Source organism: Brotomerdimonas butyrica (genome assembly GCF_025567305.1).
In the GTDB taxonomy this organism is placed as follows: Bacteria; Bacillota; Clostridia; order Peptostreptococcales; family Anaerovoracaceae; genus Lentihominibacter; species Lentihominibacter butyricus.
The window spans coordinates 38,461-54,503 of the sequence record NZ_JAOQJP010000003.1 but is presented as its reverse complement, the minus strand read 5'-3'; the positions used below and the strand labels follow the sequence as shown (position 1 = coordinate 54,503).

Here is a 16,043-nt window from a genome sequence, read left to right as displayed (position 1 = left end):
AATATCATAAAAGGAAGAGAAAGGAGACTCGGAATATGGAGCAAGGCAGAAAATTCAAGCGTGTACTGGTAGCCAACCGAGGCGAAATAGCCATCAGAATATTCAGAGCCTGCAAAGAATTAGGAATAAGAAGTGTAGCTATCTATTCAGAAGAGGATAAGAATACATTATTCAGAACAAAGGCAGACGAGGCTTATCAGGTGGGAAGAGGAAAATCTCCGGTAGATGCATACCTGGCGATAGACGAGATCATCGAGCTTGCGAAAGCTAAAGGTGTTGACGCTATCCACCCGGGATATGGATTCCTGGCTGAAAATGTTGAATTTGCAAAGGCGTGTGAAGATGAGGGCATCGTATTCATAGGACCTGACCACACTATGATGGACAATCTCGGAGACAAGGTAAAGTCAAAGATCGTGGCAAACAAGGTAGGTGTACCTACTATACCCGGAATGACAGAGACGATACCTTCAGAAGAAGTCGCTCTCAGATTCGCAGAGGACTGCGGTTATCCTGTAATGCTCAAAGCTGCAGCAGGCGGCGGCGGCAGAGGAATGAGGATCGTCAGAAGCAGAGAGGAGATGCCTGAACAGTTCAGAAGCGCAAAGAGCGAAGCTAAGAAGGCATTCGGTATCGACGATATCTTCATCGAAAAATATCTCGAAAGACCTAAGCACATCGAAGTGCAGATCCTCGGAGACAACTACGGCAATATCGTTCATCTCTATGAACGTGACTGCTCGATCCAGAGAAGACATCAGAAGGTCGTAGAATTCACACCTGCGCTTTCCATCACAGAAGAGCAGAGACAGAATATCTGTGCAGATGCGAAGAAGATCGCACAGGCAGTGAACTACAAGAGTGCCGGAACTGTGGAGTTCCTCGTGGACCATGAAGGAAACCACTATTTCATAGAAATGAACCCTAGAATACAGGTAGAGCATACTGTAACAGAGATGACTACGGGCATCGATATCGTACAGTCGCAGATCCTCATCGCAGAGGGATACAGCCTGGATTCAGACGAGATAAATATCAAGAGCCAGGATCAGATACAGCCTAGAGGATTCTCGATCCAGTGCAGACTTACGACAGAGGATCCGATCAACGGATTCGCACCTGACACGGGCGTTATCACGAAGTATACGAGTGCGGGCGGATACGGCATCAGACTCGATGCAGGAAATGCATTCGTCAATGCTGTCATCTCACCTTACTACGACAGCCTGCTCGTAAAGGTGACTTCATGGGCGAGAAGCTTCAATGATGCTGTGAACAAGGCGAAGAGAGCTCTCAAGGAAATGAAGGTAACGGGAGTGAAGACGAACAGAGCTTTCCTCCTCAATGTACTGAACCATCCTACGTTCAGAGCCGGAAACTGCGACACCGGATTCATCGCAGACAATCCGGAACTGTTCAACATCATGGTTCGTGAAGACAAGGAGCTCAAGGTCCTCACTTACCTCGGAGAAAAGTTCGTAAACGGAAACAGAGGTATCAAGCCGCAGTTCGACGTTCCTGTATTCCCTAGACTGAAGCCTGAGGAGACTGCAGGACTCAGCGGAACTAAGCAGATACTCGATGAAAAGGGACCTGAAGGTCTGGTAGACTGGGTAAAGGATCAGAAGAAGCTCCTCATCACAGATACTACTATGAGAGATGCTCAGCAGTCGCTGATGGCTACGAGAGTAAGAACTGTCGATATGGAGAAGATCGCACCTGCTGTATCTCTGTACGGACAGAACCTCTTCTCACTCGAAATGTGGGGCGGAGCAACGTTCGATACATCGTACAGATTCCTCAAGGAATCGCCGTGGGAGAGACTTGAAACGCTCAGGAAAAAGATCCCGAATATCATGTTCCAGATGCTCCTCAGAGGTGCGAACGGCGTAGGATACAAGAACTATCCTGACAATGTGATCAGAAGATTCGTCAAGGAATCGGCTGCATCAGGCATCGATGTTTTCAGGATATTCGACTCGCTCAACTGGATACAGGGTATGGAAGTAGCGCTGGATGAGACTCTCAACCAGGGCAAGGTGGCAGAGGCATGCATCTGCTATACAGGAGACATACTCGACTCGAGCAGAGAAAAATACAATCTCGACTACTATGTGAGAATGGCTAAGGAACTCGAAAAGAGAGGAAGCCATATACTGGGCATCAAGGATATGTCAGGACTTCTGAAGCCTATGGCTGCAAAGAAGCTGATAGAGGCTCTGAAAAACGAGATCTCGATCCCTATCCATCTCCATACTCACGACACGAGCGGCAACGGCGTGGCAACCCTGATGATGGCTGCAAATGCAGGCGTGGATATCATCGACGCAGCGTTCAACAGCATGTCGGGACTCACGAGTCAGCCTGCACTGAACTCGATCGTCGCAGCTATGGAAAGCACAGAGAGAGATACAGGCATAGATCCGGACGGAATCCAGGTAATCACAGACTACTGGGCAGCAGTAAGACCTGTTTACAAGGAATTCGAATCAGATATGATGACAGGATCAGCTGAAATATACAAATACGAGATGCCGGGAGGACAGTATTCCAACCTCAAGTCGCAGGTCGAAAGCTTCGGTCTCGGCCACAAGTTCAATGAAGTCAAGGAAATGTACAAGGCAGTCAACGAGATGCTCGGCGATATCGTAAAGGTAACACCGTCATCAAAGGCTGTAGGAGACATGGCTATATTCATGGTACAGAACGAGCTGACTCCGGAGAATATCTACGAGAAGGCCAAGGATATCGACTTCCCTGACTCGATCGTTTCATACTTCGAAGGTATGATGGGGCAGCCTGAAGGCGGATTCCCTGAAAAGCTCCAGAAGCTCGTGCTCCACGGCAAAGAGCCTATCACATGCAGACCTGGAGAACTCCTGCCTGATGAAGACTTTGACGCTATCAAGAAGATGCTCAGAGAAGAGCATGGTCTGGAAGGAACAGAGAAGGAAGCGCTCAGCTATGCTTTATATCCTAAAGTATTCGAAGACTACCTCAAGAGCCTTGAAAAGGACGGTAACTTCAGACTCATGGGCAGCGACATCTTCTTCCATGGACTTTCGGAAGGCGAGACTTGCGAGATCAAGATCGCAGAGGGCAAGGAGCTTGTCGTAAGACTTTCGGATGCAAGAGAGACAGACGAAGAAGGCTTTAGAAACGTGGTATTTGAAGTAAACGGCAACAGAAGCGCCGTGAAGATCAAGGACGAAGCTGCAAACCTCGCATCAGCCACATCGAAGATCGTTTATGCGGATGCGAACGATCCGAGCGAGATCGGAGCCAACATCCCCGGAAACATCATCAAGGTCCTCGTCAAGGAAGGCGATGAAGTAGAGGAAAAACAGCCGATCGCAGTTATCGAGGCTATGAAGATGGAGACTAACATACTCGCTCCGCAGAAGGGCGTTATCGACAAGGTCTACATAAACGAAGGCCAGCAGGTCAAGGCAGGAGAGCTTATCGCAAAGCTCAAGTAGCCGGAGACCTCAGGCAGCGGCAGCGATGCATAACGTGTGCATCATTTGTATCGCGAGCTTTATGATCGGAATATAAAAGAGAAAACACCTCGCATATATAAGGTAATTACGTAAAAAATAATACCAAAAGTATGCGAGGTTTTTTTATGGAAAAAATGGATAGATACAGCGAACTGCTGAGAACGATGAGAGAAAAGGTGCCGGTGGGCGAAAGCTTCGATCTTCTTGAACGAAAACTGGTGATAGGCGGCAGGGATGCGAGCATGTTTTTTGTCGACGGGCTCGTGGACGGGGGTATGATGCAGAGAGTGATATTCAGTCTGTTTTCGCTGAAGCCGGAGAAAATGGAGCAGGCGGCCGATGCGGAGCAGTTCATCGCATCTAATCTGCCGTTCCTCGATGCCGTGGTCGTAGAGGACCTTGAAAAAGCGGTGACGTTCCTTTATTCGGGGCTGGTGCCGCTGTTCATATCGGGATACAGCGGGATAATCATCATAGACTGCAGGAATTATCCGCTTAGAGGGATAGAGGAGCCGTCCAAGGAAAAATCGCTGAGGGGCTCAAAAGATGGCTTCGTGGAGTCGATGATGACGAATATCGCGCTGATAAGGCGGCGTATCCGTGATGATAATCTGATCTTCAAGGTTTTTACGATAGGTGATATAACCAAATCCGATGTTTCTATGGCATACATGAAGAACAAGGCGGACATGAGCATGGTGAAACGCCTGGCGAAAAGCCTGCAGGATCTGCAGACGAAAGGGCTCACGGTGACAGAGCAGACTCTCGTTGAGGTGCTGCTGGGCAAGAAACTGGGCAAGCTGAATCCGTTCCCCAGAGTAAGATATGCCCAGCGTCCGGATGTGATCGCAGCTCATCTGGAAGAGGGCAAGATAGCTGTAATAGTCGACAACTCTCCTACTGTGATACTGCTGCCGGCCGGCATATTCGATTTCGTTCAGGATGTTGACGACTACTACTTCCCTATGCTGACGGGAAACTATTTCAGGATGCTGCGAATACTGAACATACTCGTTATACTGTTTGCAACTCCTGTATACCTGGCCTTTGCAGAAGGAGCGGTACCGGTGCATGAAGTGATAAGGTTCTTCATAACGGACGAAGAATTTGCGATAAGCATATTCTGGCAGTTCCTGCTGCTTGAGCTTGCCATCGACGGACTGAAGCTGGCCTCGCTCAACACACCGGAGTCACTGGGGATGTCACTGTCAGTGATAGGCGCGCTGATACTCGGCGAATTCTCAGTGTCGTCGGGATGGTTCGTGCCTCAGACGATACTGTGCATGGCTGTCGTGGCACTTGCAAGCTTTACACAGCCGAGCATAGAACTCGGGTACGGTATAAAATTCGTAAGGATACTGATGCTGATCGGCACGCATTTCTTCGGATGGCCCGGGATGGCAGCGGCCTTCGTGATATCGCTCGCGGTGATGGCGGCGACGAAGACGCTTGTCGGGACGTCGTATCTGTATCCGGTGATCCCGTGGAACGGAGCAAAATTAAAAAAGCTGATATTCAGAACGAAAAAATGACCGCCTGCATATATTATCATAGCGATAAACGGAAAGGTGGAGTAAGAAGCGATGGATACCAGAGAACTTTTTGCACGTCTGATACAGTGTGAGGCCGGAGGAGAGGGATATCCGGGTATGCAGGGTGTCGCTACTGTGATAATGAACAGAGCGAACATCACGTACGGCGAGTTTTCCAGGATAAATGAAGGCGGCAATATCAGGAACGTGATAGAGCAGAACAATCAGTTCACCTGCATGAAGACTTCGGTGGGAGGAGTTTACAATCCCCAGAACGTATACAATATGACTCCGTCGCAGGAGCATTACGATATAGTCGACTGGGCGATGCAGGGCGGGATACTGCCGGGAGTGGACAATTCGCTGTTTTTTCATAACCCGTACAGCGCATCGTGCCCCTCGTATTTTCCGACACGAGTCGGCGTGATACACAACAGGATCAACGATCACTGCTTCTATATTCCGACCGCTCTGTATGCGCAAACTTAAACAGAGAGGTGATCGAATAAATGTCTGTAGAACAGAGAAGCGTGATGCAGATCGAACGTGAGGATATGACTCCGGTGATGGGGAATACGGTTGAAGGTGAGGCGTCTGCGCATGAAGACGGCGATATACCTGTGTCGGAGGTGCCGGGAGCAGGCATACTGGGAAACGGTGATCTGGATCAGATGAACACGTTCCCGATGGTGCTGCCCGAGAATCCGACGTTCAGTGTGCCGCCGAATCCGCTGCTTTCTGAGGGATACAACGAGATACTGGACTACAATTCAGTGCAGTATCTGAACGGTATCTTCCGGACTCAGATCGGCAGGTACGTCAGGATACAGCAGCTCGTGGGTTCGAACATAACGGAATACTATGAGGGATTCCTTATCGGCGTGGGTATAAATTACATCATCCTGCAGGACTATTTGAGCGGAAACATCAGGATACTGGACATCTACGGCATCAAGAGCATGTACGTATATTATTCGGAGCTGGTGAACCCTTATGAGGTGGCGAACTGATCACGGCATTCCGGTGCAGATACGGCCCGGGAACATTTTAAGTGTTCCCGGGTCTTTATCTGTTATGCAAAGGTGCACAGCTCTGCATTCGCGGTTTATAAGGTATGTCAGAACATTGCGTTTCAATTTATATAAAAATATGATAAAATAACATTGAAAATCCGCGGTGCGGCGAGTTTCGCCGCATGGCGCCGGGGTATGTGAAAAACGGAGGATGAAATGAACGGTAAAGACTGGAATGATCTCGGCGGAGACCTTAACCGCATAATAGAGGATGCGGTGCATATGGGGGATTTCGGTCGACTTAATGAAAATATCAACAGAACGATAAAAAAAGCTTTTCAGGGAATAAGCGGAGAGGAGTTCCGGAGCGGAGACGGATGGGATTTCGATCTGAGCGGTAAAAACGGCAGCAGAAATAATGGCACATCAAACAACGGAGCTGCGGGTCAGGCTTCACAGCAGGCGGGACCGGCAGGTCATGAAAACAGACAGCAGGGACAGGCCGAAGCCTATGATTACGGCAGGCCCGGCAGTGCGTCAGGCTCCGAAGCAGCAGGGACTGCGACGGGCCCGGGAAATCAGGGATCAGCTTCATCGAATCTGCACAGGCAGCAGACCAGAGGATATGCATACAGGGCAGACAGCAGACCTGCAGCCTTTGCAAAAAACACATCGCTGTTCGCGGGCAGCAGTAAACGCCGCGGCGGAGCGATCGCGATGCTGGTGTCAGGAATAATCGTGGCTTCGCTTAGTTTTCTGCCTCTGATATCACTGCTGATCAGCATAGCTTTTTCTGCAGCAGGTGCAAAGATCGGGTCTGCGATAATGCTGTTTATAATGCTTGCGGCAGGCGTTTTTCTGATCGTGAAGGGCGCTACTGGGCTGAGCCTCGCCAAGCGGTTCGATCAGTACGTGCGCAGCCTGGAAAACAGCGAGTATGCAGATATAGAAAAGCTTGCGGTCTACTGTCATAAGTCTGAGAAGGAGATAATAAGGGACATCAGAAAAATGCTCGGGAAGGGATGGTTCCTGCAGGGGCATCTCGACAAGAGCGAAAAATGCCTGATGGTATCGAACCGGGTCTATGAACAGTATCTTGAAACAGAGAAAAACACAAGAGAACGTGAGGCAGAGGAGGCCAGGATGCGTGAAGAAGAGCTGAAACGCACCGGCGGGCTGACTCCTGAGGTGAGAGCGATACTGGAGAAAGGCAGCGAATACATAGAAAGCATACGAAAGAGCAATGACGCCATACCGGGAGAGGAAGTCTCGGAGAAGATATACAGGATGGAGCTGCTGGTGAGGAGGATCTTCCAGCAGACCGAGGCGCATCCGGAAAATGCCCGTGATCTGAGGAAGATGATGGATTACTATCTTCCGATGACAGTCAAGCTTCTGGGGGCATATGAAGAACTCGACAGGCAGCCTGTTCAGGGCGAAAACATATTGAATTCGAAGAAAGAGATCGAGGACACGCTTGATACGCTGAACAGCGCATTTGCAAAGCTGCTGGATAATTTATTCGAAGATACTGCATGGGATGTCTCATCTGATATTTCTGTGCTGCAGACGATGCTGGCACAGGAAGGTCTGATGGAAGACGGTTTAAAGAAATAAAGAAGACTGGAGAAAGAAAATGGATATGGAATTCAAAGAGGCAGCAGCGCCGTCACTGACGCTGGATCCGTTCAAAGAAGCAGAAACCGCACAGATGGTAGTGGCAGAAGAGCCTGAAACTGTCGAAGAACCGGTGCTGACACCGGAAGAACAGCAGATGGTCGATGCATTCGCACAGCAGATAGATCTGAATGACTCTACAGCTATACTGCAGTATGGTGCAGGGACTCAGAAGAAGATGGCGGACTTTTCCGAGACGGCTCTCGAAAAGGTGAAGACTAAGGATCTCGGTGAAGTCGGGGACCTGCTCACGGGAGTAGTGACAGAGCTCAAAAGCTTCGATGCCGAGGAAGAGAAAGGTCTGTTCGGATTTTTCAAGAAAGGAAAGAACAAGATCGAGGCTCTGAAGACGCGTTACGCCAGGGTCGAGACCAATGTGGAAAGCATCTGCAAGATCCTGGAGGGTCATCAGGTGCAGCTGCTCAAGGACATCGCTGTGATGGACAAGATGTACGACGCGAACCTGACGTATTTCAAGGAACTGACGATGTACATAATGGCGGGAAAGAAAAAACTCGAACAGGTGAGAAACGGCGAGCTGGCTGAGCTGGTGCAGAAGGCTAAGACAAGCGGACTGCCGGAAGATGTGCAGGCTGCAAAGGATCTGGAGTCCAAGTGTCAGCGTTTTGAGAAAAAGCTGCACGATCTTGAGCTGACGAGAACGATCTCGATACAGACAGCGCCGCAGATAAGGCTCGTGCAGGGCAATAACACGATGATGGTGGAAAAGATCCAGTCGACGATCGTCAATACGGTCCCTCTCTGGAAGAGCCAGATGGTGTTAGCCCTCGGAGTTGCGCATTCGAGCGATGCCGTGAAGGCACATCGTGAAGTGACTGATATGACAAACGAGCTGCTCAAAAAGAATGCTGACACGCTCAAGATGGCGACTGTGGAGACTGCGAAGGAGACAGAACGCGGCATCGTGGACATCGAGACGCTGCAGCATACTAACCAGACGCTGATCTCGACACTCGACGAAGTGATGGAGATCCAGCAGGAGGGACGCCGCAGAAGATCGGAGGCGGAAACCGAGCTGCGCAAGATGGAGAACGAGCTCAAATCAAAGCTGCTCGAGGTAGTCGACAGATAGCCTTCTGTGCATGTTAATAAAAAAGCATGAATAAAATACAGAAAAATTCGTGTAAATTGTTGACAAACACATAAATGTGTGGTATTTTTGTAGAAAATAAACAATGAAATAAACCGTTGAAGCGGAGATAAAAGCAGTAATGCGCCCACAGAGAGTCCGGGATGGTGCGAGCCGGATGGAAATGCAGGCTGCCAAATGGACCGCCGAGGGCGCAGTCAAAGGCCTTGTATCAGGCTGAGTATTCTGCGACGTGGAGGCATACGTCAGTTGCCGGGAATATGATGGTATTCTGCAGAGAGCATGGGTCAGACCATGAAATTAAGGTGGCACCGCGGGTAACACTCGTCCTTGATAGAATTAAAATTCTGTCAAAGACGAGTTTTTTTTATGACTTGACAAATCCGGCCGCCGCAGAAAATACGAATACAACAGGAGGTAAAGATATATGTATCCGTCACTAGAACAAATAAAACAGATAGCATCGCAGGGAGATTACAGAAGGATACCGGTATGTATGGAAATGCTGTCGGACAGCTACACACCGGTCGAAGTAATGAAAATACTGAGAAAAGCCAGCCGGCACTGTTACCTGCTGGAAAGCGCCAGCCAGAGCGAGGTATGGGGCAGGTATTCTTTCCTCGGCTACGATCCGGGAATGGAGATCACATGCCTCGACGATATACTCACGATAAGAGAGACGATGCCGGACGGGGTAGAACAGAAAACGATAAAGAAGATAGATCATCCGGGTGACGTGCTCAGAGAGATACTCGACAGATACAAGACGCCGCAGATGGAAGACATGCCGTCATTCACAGGAGGACTTGTAGGCTACTTCTCATACGACTACATCAAATACAGCGAACCGAAGCTCAAGCCGCTGATGAAGAGCAGAGTTAAAGAAGGAGAGAATCAGGATTTCAGAGACATGGATCTGATGCTGTTCGATAAAGTCATTGCATTCGACCATTACAGGCAGAAGTTGCTGCTGATAACCGGCGTGATGACAGAAGATATAGAAACTTCATATGAGGCCGCGAAAGATACCCTAAAGGAAATGGCGGATCTTATAAGGAACGGCGAAAAAGAAGTCTTCAAGCCGCTGGAACTGAAGACAGAGATAACGCCGCACTTTTCCGAAAAACAGTACTGCGAAATGGTCGAAAAAGCCAAAGAGTACATACGCGAAGGCGATATCTTTCAGGTAGTGCTTTCCAACCCGATGAGAGCCGAAGCAGAAGGAAGCCTGTTCGACACATACAGAGTGCTGAGGACAGAGAACCCGTCGCCATACATGTTTTACTTCTCAAGCGACGACATAGAGCTTTCGGGAGCATCGCCCGAGACACTTGCAAAGCTTGAAAACGGCAAGATCAGCACGTTCCCGCTCGCAGGCACGAGACCTAGAGGAAAGGATGACGAAGAGGACAAGGCGCTGGAAGCAGAACTGCTGAAAGACGAAAAGGAACTCGCAGAACACAACATGCTGGTCGACCTCGGCAGGAACGATATCGGCAAGGTGAGCGAGATCGGTAGCGTAAAGGTGGAAGAGTACCTTTCGATAGAAAGATTCTCACACGTGATGCACATCGGCTCGACAGTGACAGGAAAGATCAGAGCAGACAAGGACGCGGTCGATGCAGTGGACGCGATACTTCCAGCAGGCACACTGTCCGGCGCGCCGAAATTCAGAGCGTGCCAGATCATAGAAGAACTGGAAAACGACAAGCGCGGTGTATACGGCGGAGCGATCGGATATCTGGACTTTACCGGAAACATGGACACGTGCATAGCGATAAGACTGGTGTACAAGAAAAACGGCAGGATCTGCATACGATCAGGCGCGGGAGTGGTCGCAGACAGCGTGCCTGAAAACGAGTTCAGAGAATGCATAAACAAGGCGAAAGCCGTTGTGACGGCAATAGGCATGGCAAAGGAGGGCATCTGATGATTTTACTTATAGACAATTACGACAGTTTTTCGTACAACCTGTATCAGCTGATAGGGTCGGTCGAAAAAGATATAAAAGTGATAAGAAACGATGAATACACTATCGAGGAGATAGAAGCGATGGGACCGGAAGCACTGATACTGTCGCCGGGACCGGGAAAGCCTGCAGATGCAGGCGTCTGCATCGATGCTGTGAAGTATTTTGCAGGAAAGCTGCCGATGCTGGGCGTGTGCCTGGGGCATCAGGCGATATGCGAGGCGTTCGGCGGAACGGTCTCATATGCAAAGGAGCTGATGCACGGCAAGCAGAGCAAGGTCTACCAGGGCGGCACGGGAAAGCTTTTCAGAGGCCTGGGACCTGAATTCAAAGCTGCGAGATACCATTCGCTGGCGGCTGAGGCGGAGAGCCTGCCTGCAGAGCTGAAGGTCGTGGCAGAGGCTGACGACGGCGAGATAATGGCGCTGGAACATGCGGAATATCCGATATTCGGAGTGCAGTTCCATCCGGAATCGGTAATGACGCCGGACGGCAGAAAAATGATCGAAAATTTCATGGAGGTGGTAAGAAATGATTAAAGAGGCAATACTGAAGCTTGCAAAAAAAGAGGATCTGACATATGAGATGGCAGAAGCCGTGATGAATGAAATAATGAGTGGAGAAGCGACGCCGGTACAGATGTCTGCGTACCTTACGGCTCTTTCGATAAAAGGCGAAACGATAGATGAGATAACAGCGTCGGCAGCAGGTATGAGAGCGCACTGCATAAAGCTGCTGCACAACATGGATGTGCTGGAGATCGTCGGAACAGGCGGTGACGGATCGAATTCGTTCAACATCTCGACGACATCATCGCTCGTGATCGCAGCGGCAGGAGTTCCGGTAGCAAAGCACGGCAACAGAGCGGCATCTTCAAAATCAGGCGTTGCGGATGTGCTGGAAGCGCTCGGCGTGAACATTTCCATACCGCCTGAAAAAAGCGCACAGCTGCTGAAAGACATCAGCATATGCTTCCTGTTCGCGCAGAATTACCACGTAGCGATGAAATACGTCGCACCGATAAGGAAAGAGCTGGGCATCAGGACTGTGTTCAACATCCTCGGGCCGCTGAGCAATCCTGCGGGGGCAAATATGGAACTCATGGGAGTTTACGATGAGTCGCTGGTAGAGCCGCTGGCACAGGTAATGGCAAAGCTCGGAGTTTCGAGAGGCATGGTCGTTTACGGCAAAGACAGTCTCGATGAGATCTCGATGTGTGCGCCGACTGCAGTATGCGAGATAAAGGACGGCTGGTTCCAGTCATACGAGCTGACGCCTGAACAATTCGGCTATGAACGATGTGACAAGAGTCAGCTCACGGGCGGATCACCGCAGGAAAATGCAGAGATCACTAAGGCTATCCTCGAAGGCAGAGAAAAAGGTGCAAAACGCCAGGCCGTATGCCTGAATGCAGGTGCAGCCCTTTACATAACAGGAAAAGCAGAGACGATCGAGCAGGGCGTAAGGATGGCTGAATCGCTGATAGACGATGGATCAGCGCTGAGAAAGCTCGAGGAATTCATAACTGAAAGCAACAGATAGATAAAGACAGAGACAGAAAACAGTCAAGAGAAAGGGGAAAAATGGCAGGAGCTTCTGATATACTGCTGGAGATCGCAGCGAAAACGAGAGAACGTATAGAGGAAAAACAGAAGGAAAAGCCGCTCGCGCAGATCAGAGCTGAAGCGGAGAAGATAAGGGCGGAAGAGCTTGCAGCAGCCGGCATGGAGCCGGATGGCACAGATACAGCTGCCGCGGGAGCCGGAAAACCTGCAGCGCATAGAAAATCATTCATTGAAGCGCTGAAAAAGCCGGGCATGTCGTACATCTGCGAAGTGAAGAAGGCTTCACCGTCAAAAGGACTGATAGCGGAGGATTTTCCGTATCTTGAGATCGCGAAGGAATACGAGGCTGCAGGCGCGTCAGCGATATCGTGTCTGACGGAACCGTTCTATTTCAAGGGAAGCGACAGATATCTCAGGGAGATCACCGATGCGGTAGATATACCGGTGCTGCGAAAGGATTTCACGGTCAGCGAATACATGATATATGAGGCGAAGATACTGGGAGCGTCGGCGGTACTGCTGATATGCAGCCTGCTGGACGATGTGCAGCTGAAAGGTTATATGGAAGTTGCGAAAAACCTGGGAATGGATGCGCTTGTCGAGGCGCACGACAGCGACGAGGTGTTCAGAGCGATAGCTGCAGGTGCAGAGATCATAGGTGTGAACAACAGGGATCTGAGGACTTTCAAGGTCGACATGGGCAACAGCATCGCGCTCAGGGCTCTCGCTCCGGCCGATACGGTGTTCGTGTCAGAGAGCGGGATCAGGACATCCGGGGATATAGGCCGGCTCCGGGACAACGATGTCGATGCGGTGCTTATAGGTGAAACGCTGATGAGGCGCGAGGATAAAAAAGCAGCGCTGGAGGAGCTGAACGGCGGTCCGGTGAACATACCGGCTGAAAGCCCGGAGCGGCCGAAGATAAAGATCTGCGGTCTGAGCAGACCGGAAGATATCGAGTATGTAAATGCGGCAAAGCCCGATTATGCAGGGTTCGTGATAGACTATCCGAAGAGCCGCAGGAGCATAACTCCTGATCAGCTCAGAGAGCTCGTGAAAGAGCTCGACGATGATATAATACCGGTAGGCGTGTTCGTAGACGCCGGAGAGGAGCTGGCTGCAGCCCTTTACAACTCAGGTGTCATAAAGATCATGCAGCTGCACGGAAATGAGGATGACGAGTATATAGCAAGGCTGAGGAAACTTATAGATGCAGGCGCCGGTACCGGCACCGGTGTGAATGCCGATGTGAACGACGGAACAGGCGGCGATGGAGGCGATGTGAGGATCGTCAAGGCTTTTAAGGTGAAGACGCCTGAAGACCTTGAAAAAGCGCAGGCGAGCACTGCGGACATGGTGCTTCTGGATCAGGGAAAAGGCGAAGGACGTTCGTTCGACTGGTCGATCGTCAGAGAAAACAGGGACAAGCTGCAGCGGCCGTTTTTCCTTGCCGGAGGACTCGATGCAGGAAATCTGGCAGAAGCGGTCGAGCTGATGCATCCATGGGCAGTGGACATGAGCAGCAGCCTGGAAACTGACAAAGTGAAAGACAGAGAAAAGATAGACGAAATAATGAAGATAATGGACGAACTGCAGAAGCAGGGCGAGGAATAAAAGGAGGAAATGACATGACGGCAGGAAGGTTTGGTGTCCACGGCGGGCAGTACATCCCGGAGACGCTGATGAATGCGGTGATAGAGCTGGAAGAAGCTTACAACAGATACAAGGATGACCCGGGATTCAACAGAGAGCTGACTCAGCTGCTCGACGAATATGCGGGCAGACCGTCGAGGCTTTACTATGCGGCACATATGACAGAGGATCTCGGAGGCGCCAAGGTATATCTTAAGAGAGAAGACCTGAACCATACGGGCTCGCACAAGATAAACAACGTGCTCGGACAAGTGCTGCTCGCTAAGAAGATGGGCAAGACGAGAGTTATCGCAGAGACCGGCGCAGGACAGCACGGAGTTGCTACGGCTACTGCAGCGGCGCTGATGAGCATGGAGTGCGAGATCTTCATGGGCAGGGAAGACACTGAGCGGCAGGCGCTGAACGTATACAGGATGCGCCTTCTGGGGGCAAAGGTCAATGCTGTGACTTCGGGTACTGCGACCTTGAAGGACGCTGTTTCGGAGACCATGAGAGAGTGGACGAACCGTATCGACGACACTCATTATGTGCTGGGATCCGTGATGGGACCGCACCCGTTCCCTACTATGGTCAGGGATTTTCAGGCTGTGATCTCAAAGGAGATAAAGGCGCAGATAATGGAAAAGGAAGGCAGACTGCCTGATGCAGTTCTTGCATGTGTAGGCGGGGGATCAAATGCGATAGGCACTTTCTATAATTTCATAGAGGACGAAGGCGTGAGACTGATCGGCTGTGAGGCTGCAGGTCGCGGCATCAACACGGCTGAAACGGCTGCGACGATATCGGTGGGAAGTCTCGGCATATTCCACGGGATGAAATCTTATTTCTGCCAGGACGAATACGGACAGATAGCGCCGGTATACTCGATCTCGGCAGGACTGGATTACCCCGGCATAGGACCTGAACACGCAGATCTGTACGACACGGGAAGGGCTGAGTATGTACCGGTGACAGATGATGAGGCAGTAGACGCTTTTGAATACCTTTCGAGGGTCGAAGGTATAATCCCGGCCATCGAAAGCGCGCATGCGGTGGCGCATGCCAGAAAGATAGTGCCGCAGATGGACAAGGATCAGATCGTTGTGATAACGATCTCAGGCAGAGGAGACAAGGACTGTGCAGCGATAGCACGTTACAGAGGGGAGGATATCCATGAGTAGGAAAATATCAGACGCATTCGCATCAGGGAAAGCTTTCATCCCGTTCATAACGTGTGGTGATCCATCGCTTGAGATCACGGAGCAGCTGGTCTATGCGATGGAAGAGGCGGGAGCTGACCTTATAGAGCTTGGCATACCGTTTTCGGATCCGACTGCAGAAGGCCCGGTGATACAGGCGGCCAACGTCAGAGCACTGTCAGGCGGAGTCACGACAGATAAGATATTCGAGATGGTCGAACGCATCAGAAAAAAGACAGATATCCCGCTGGTGTTCATGACGTATGCAAATGTTGTGTTCTCATACGGGACTGAGCGCTTTGTAAAAAAGGCAGCTGAGATCGGGATGAACGGCATCATATTGCCGGATGTTCCATTCGAGGAAAAGCAGGAATTCGACTCCGTGTGCAGGGAATACGGACTGGACTTTATTTCACTGATAGCACCGACATCACACGAGCGTATATCGATGATCGCAAAAGAGGCAAGCGGCTTTGTATACTGCGTTTCATCACTCGGCGTTACAGGCATGCGTTCGGATATCACGACAGATATAGGAGCGATGGTATCGCTCGTGAAAAAGGCAAACGATATCCCTTGTGCTGTAGGATTCGGTATCTCGACTCCAGAGCAGGCCGCAGAAATGGCTGCAAAGTCGGACGGCGCCATCGTCGGCTCGGCGATCGTGAAGCTCTGCGAAAAGTATGGCGAAGACTGCGTGCCATACGTGAAGGAATATGTGAAGAGCATGAAAGACGCGGTGCGCGGACAGGACTGAACGTGCAGGAAGCTCGCACAGACGTCGAAAAACAGCATATAAAGGCAGATAAATCCAGATAATTAATATGAAAAAAGGAGCCTGATGA

General features: G+C 50.5%; 12 protein-coding genes. All 12 read left to right on the top strand.

Going from position 1 to position 16,043, the window contains the following annotated elements; translation table 11 throughout:
- Positions 1-35: 35 nt before the first annotated feature.
- The 12 genes from OCV59_RS03000 to trpA all read left to right on the top strand — a co-directional run bounded on the left by OCV59_RS03000 (position 36) and on the right by trpA (position 15,955).
- The gene (locus tag OCV59_RS03000; protein ID WP_147593036.1) at positions 36-3,479 is read left to right on the top strand and encodes a pyruvate carboxylase; all 3,444 of its coding nucleotides are present in this window, start codon (positions 36-38) and stop codon (positions 3,477-3,479) included.
- A 146-nt stretch (positions 3,480-3,625) separates the two neighbouring features.
- Positions 3,626-5,032 (top strand): spore germination protein, encoded by a 1,407-nt coding sequence (locus OCV59_RS02995; RefSeq protein ID WP_262584080.1) that lies wholly within the window; start codon positions 3,626-3,628, stop codon positions 5,030-5,032.
- A 51-nt stretch (positions 5,033-5,083) separates the two neighbouring features.
- Positions 5,084-5,521: a cell wall hydrolase gene (locus OCV59_RS02990; RefSeq protein WP_147593032.1), complete on the top strand. Its 438-nt coding sequence runs from the start codon at positions 5,084-5,086 to the stop codon at positions 5,519-5,521.
- A 20-nt stretch (positions 5,522-5,541) separates the two neighbouring features.
- On the top strand, positions 5,542-6,042 hold the full coding sequence (locus OCV59_RS02985) for a hypothetical protein (protein WP_147593030.1): 501 nt from the start codon (positions 5,542-5,544) through the stop codon (positions 6,040-6,042).
- Positions 6,043-6,261: 219 nt separating this feature from the next.
- Positions 6,262-7,662, top strand: coding sequence for a 5-bromo-4-chloroindolyl phosphate hydrolysis family protein (locus tag OCV59_RS02980; protein ID WP_147593028.1), 1,401 nt, complete (start codon positions 6,262-6,264; stop codon positions 7,660-7,662).
- 19 nt (positions 7,663-7,681) lie between these two features.
- Positions 7,682-8,815 (top strand): toxic anion resistance protein, encoded by a 1,134-nt coding sequence (locus tag OCV59_RS02975; protein WP_147593027.1) that lies wholly within the window; start codon positions 7,682-7,684, stop codon positions 8,813-8,815.
- A gap of 445 nt (positions 8,816-9,260) precedes the next feature.
- Positions 9,261-10,763, top strand: coding sequence for an anthranilate synthase component I (trpE, locus tag OCV59_RS02970; RefSeq protein ID WP_147593025.1), 1,503 nt, complete (start codon positions 9,261-9,263; stop codon positions 10,761-10,763).
- Positions 10,763-11,341, top strand: a complete 579-nt coding sequence (locus tag OCV59_RS02965; RefSeq protein WP_147593023.1) for an anthranilate synthase component II — start codon at positions 10,763-10,765, stop codon at positions 11,339-11,341. Before trpE ends, OCV59_RS02965 begins: the two co-directional genes overlap by 1 nt.
- Positions 11,334-12,344, top strand: a complete 1,011-nt coding sequence (gene trpD, locus OCV59_RS02960) for an anthranilate phosphoribosyltransferase (protein WP_147593022.1) — start codon at positions 11,334-11,336, stop codon at positions 12,342-12,344. The genes OCV59_RS02965 and trpD overlap by 8 nt, the downstream gene beginning before the upstream one ends.
- Before the next feature lie 41 nt (positions 12,345-12,385).
- Positions 12,386-13,981, top strand: a complete 1,596-nt coding sequence (gene trpC / locus OCV59_RS12020; protein WP_147593021.1) for an indole-3-glycerol phosphate synthase TrpC — start codon at positions 12,386-12,388, stop codon at positions 13,979-13,981.
- 14 nt (positions 13,982-13,995) lie between these two features.
- Positions 13,996-15,180 (top strand): tryptophan synthase subunit beta, encoded by a 1,185-nt coding sequence (gene trpB / locus OCV59_RS02945; protein ID WP_147593020.1) that lies wholly within the window; start codon positions 13,996-13,998, stop codon positions 15,178-15,180.
- Entirely contained in the window at positions 15,173-15,955 is a 783-nt protein-coding gene (gene trpA, locus OCV59_RS02940) for a tryptophan synthase subunit alpha (RefSeq protein ID WP_147593019.1), read from the top strand. Before trpB ends, trpA begins: the two co-directional genes overlap by 8 nt.
- The last annotated feature ends 88 nt before the right edge of the window (positions 15,956-16,043 follow it).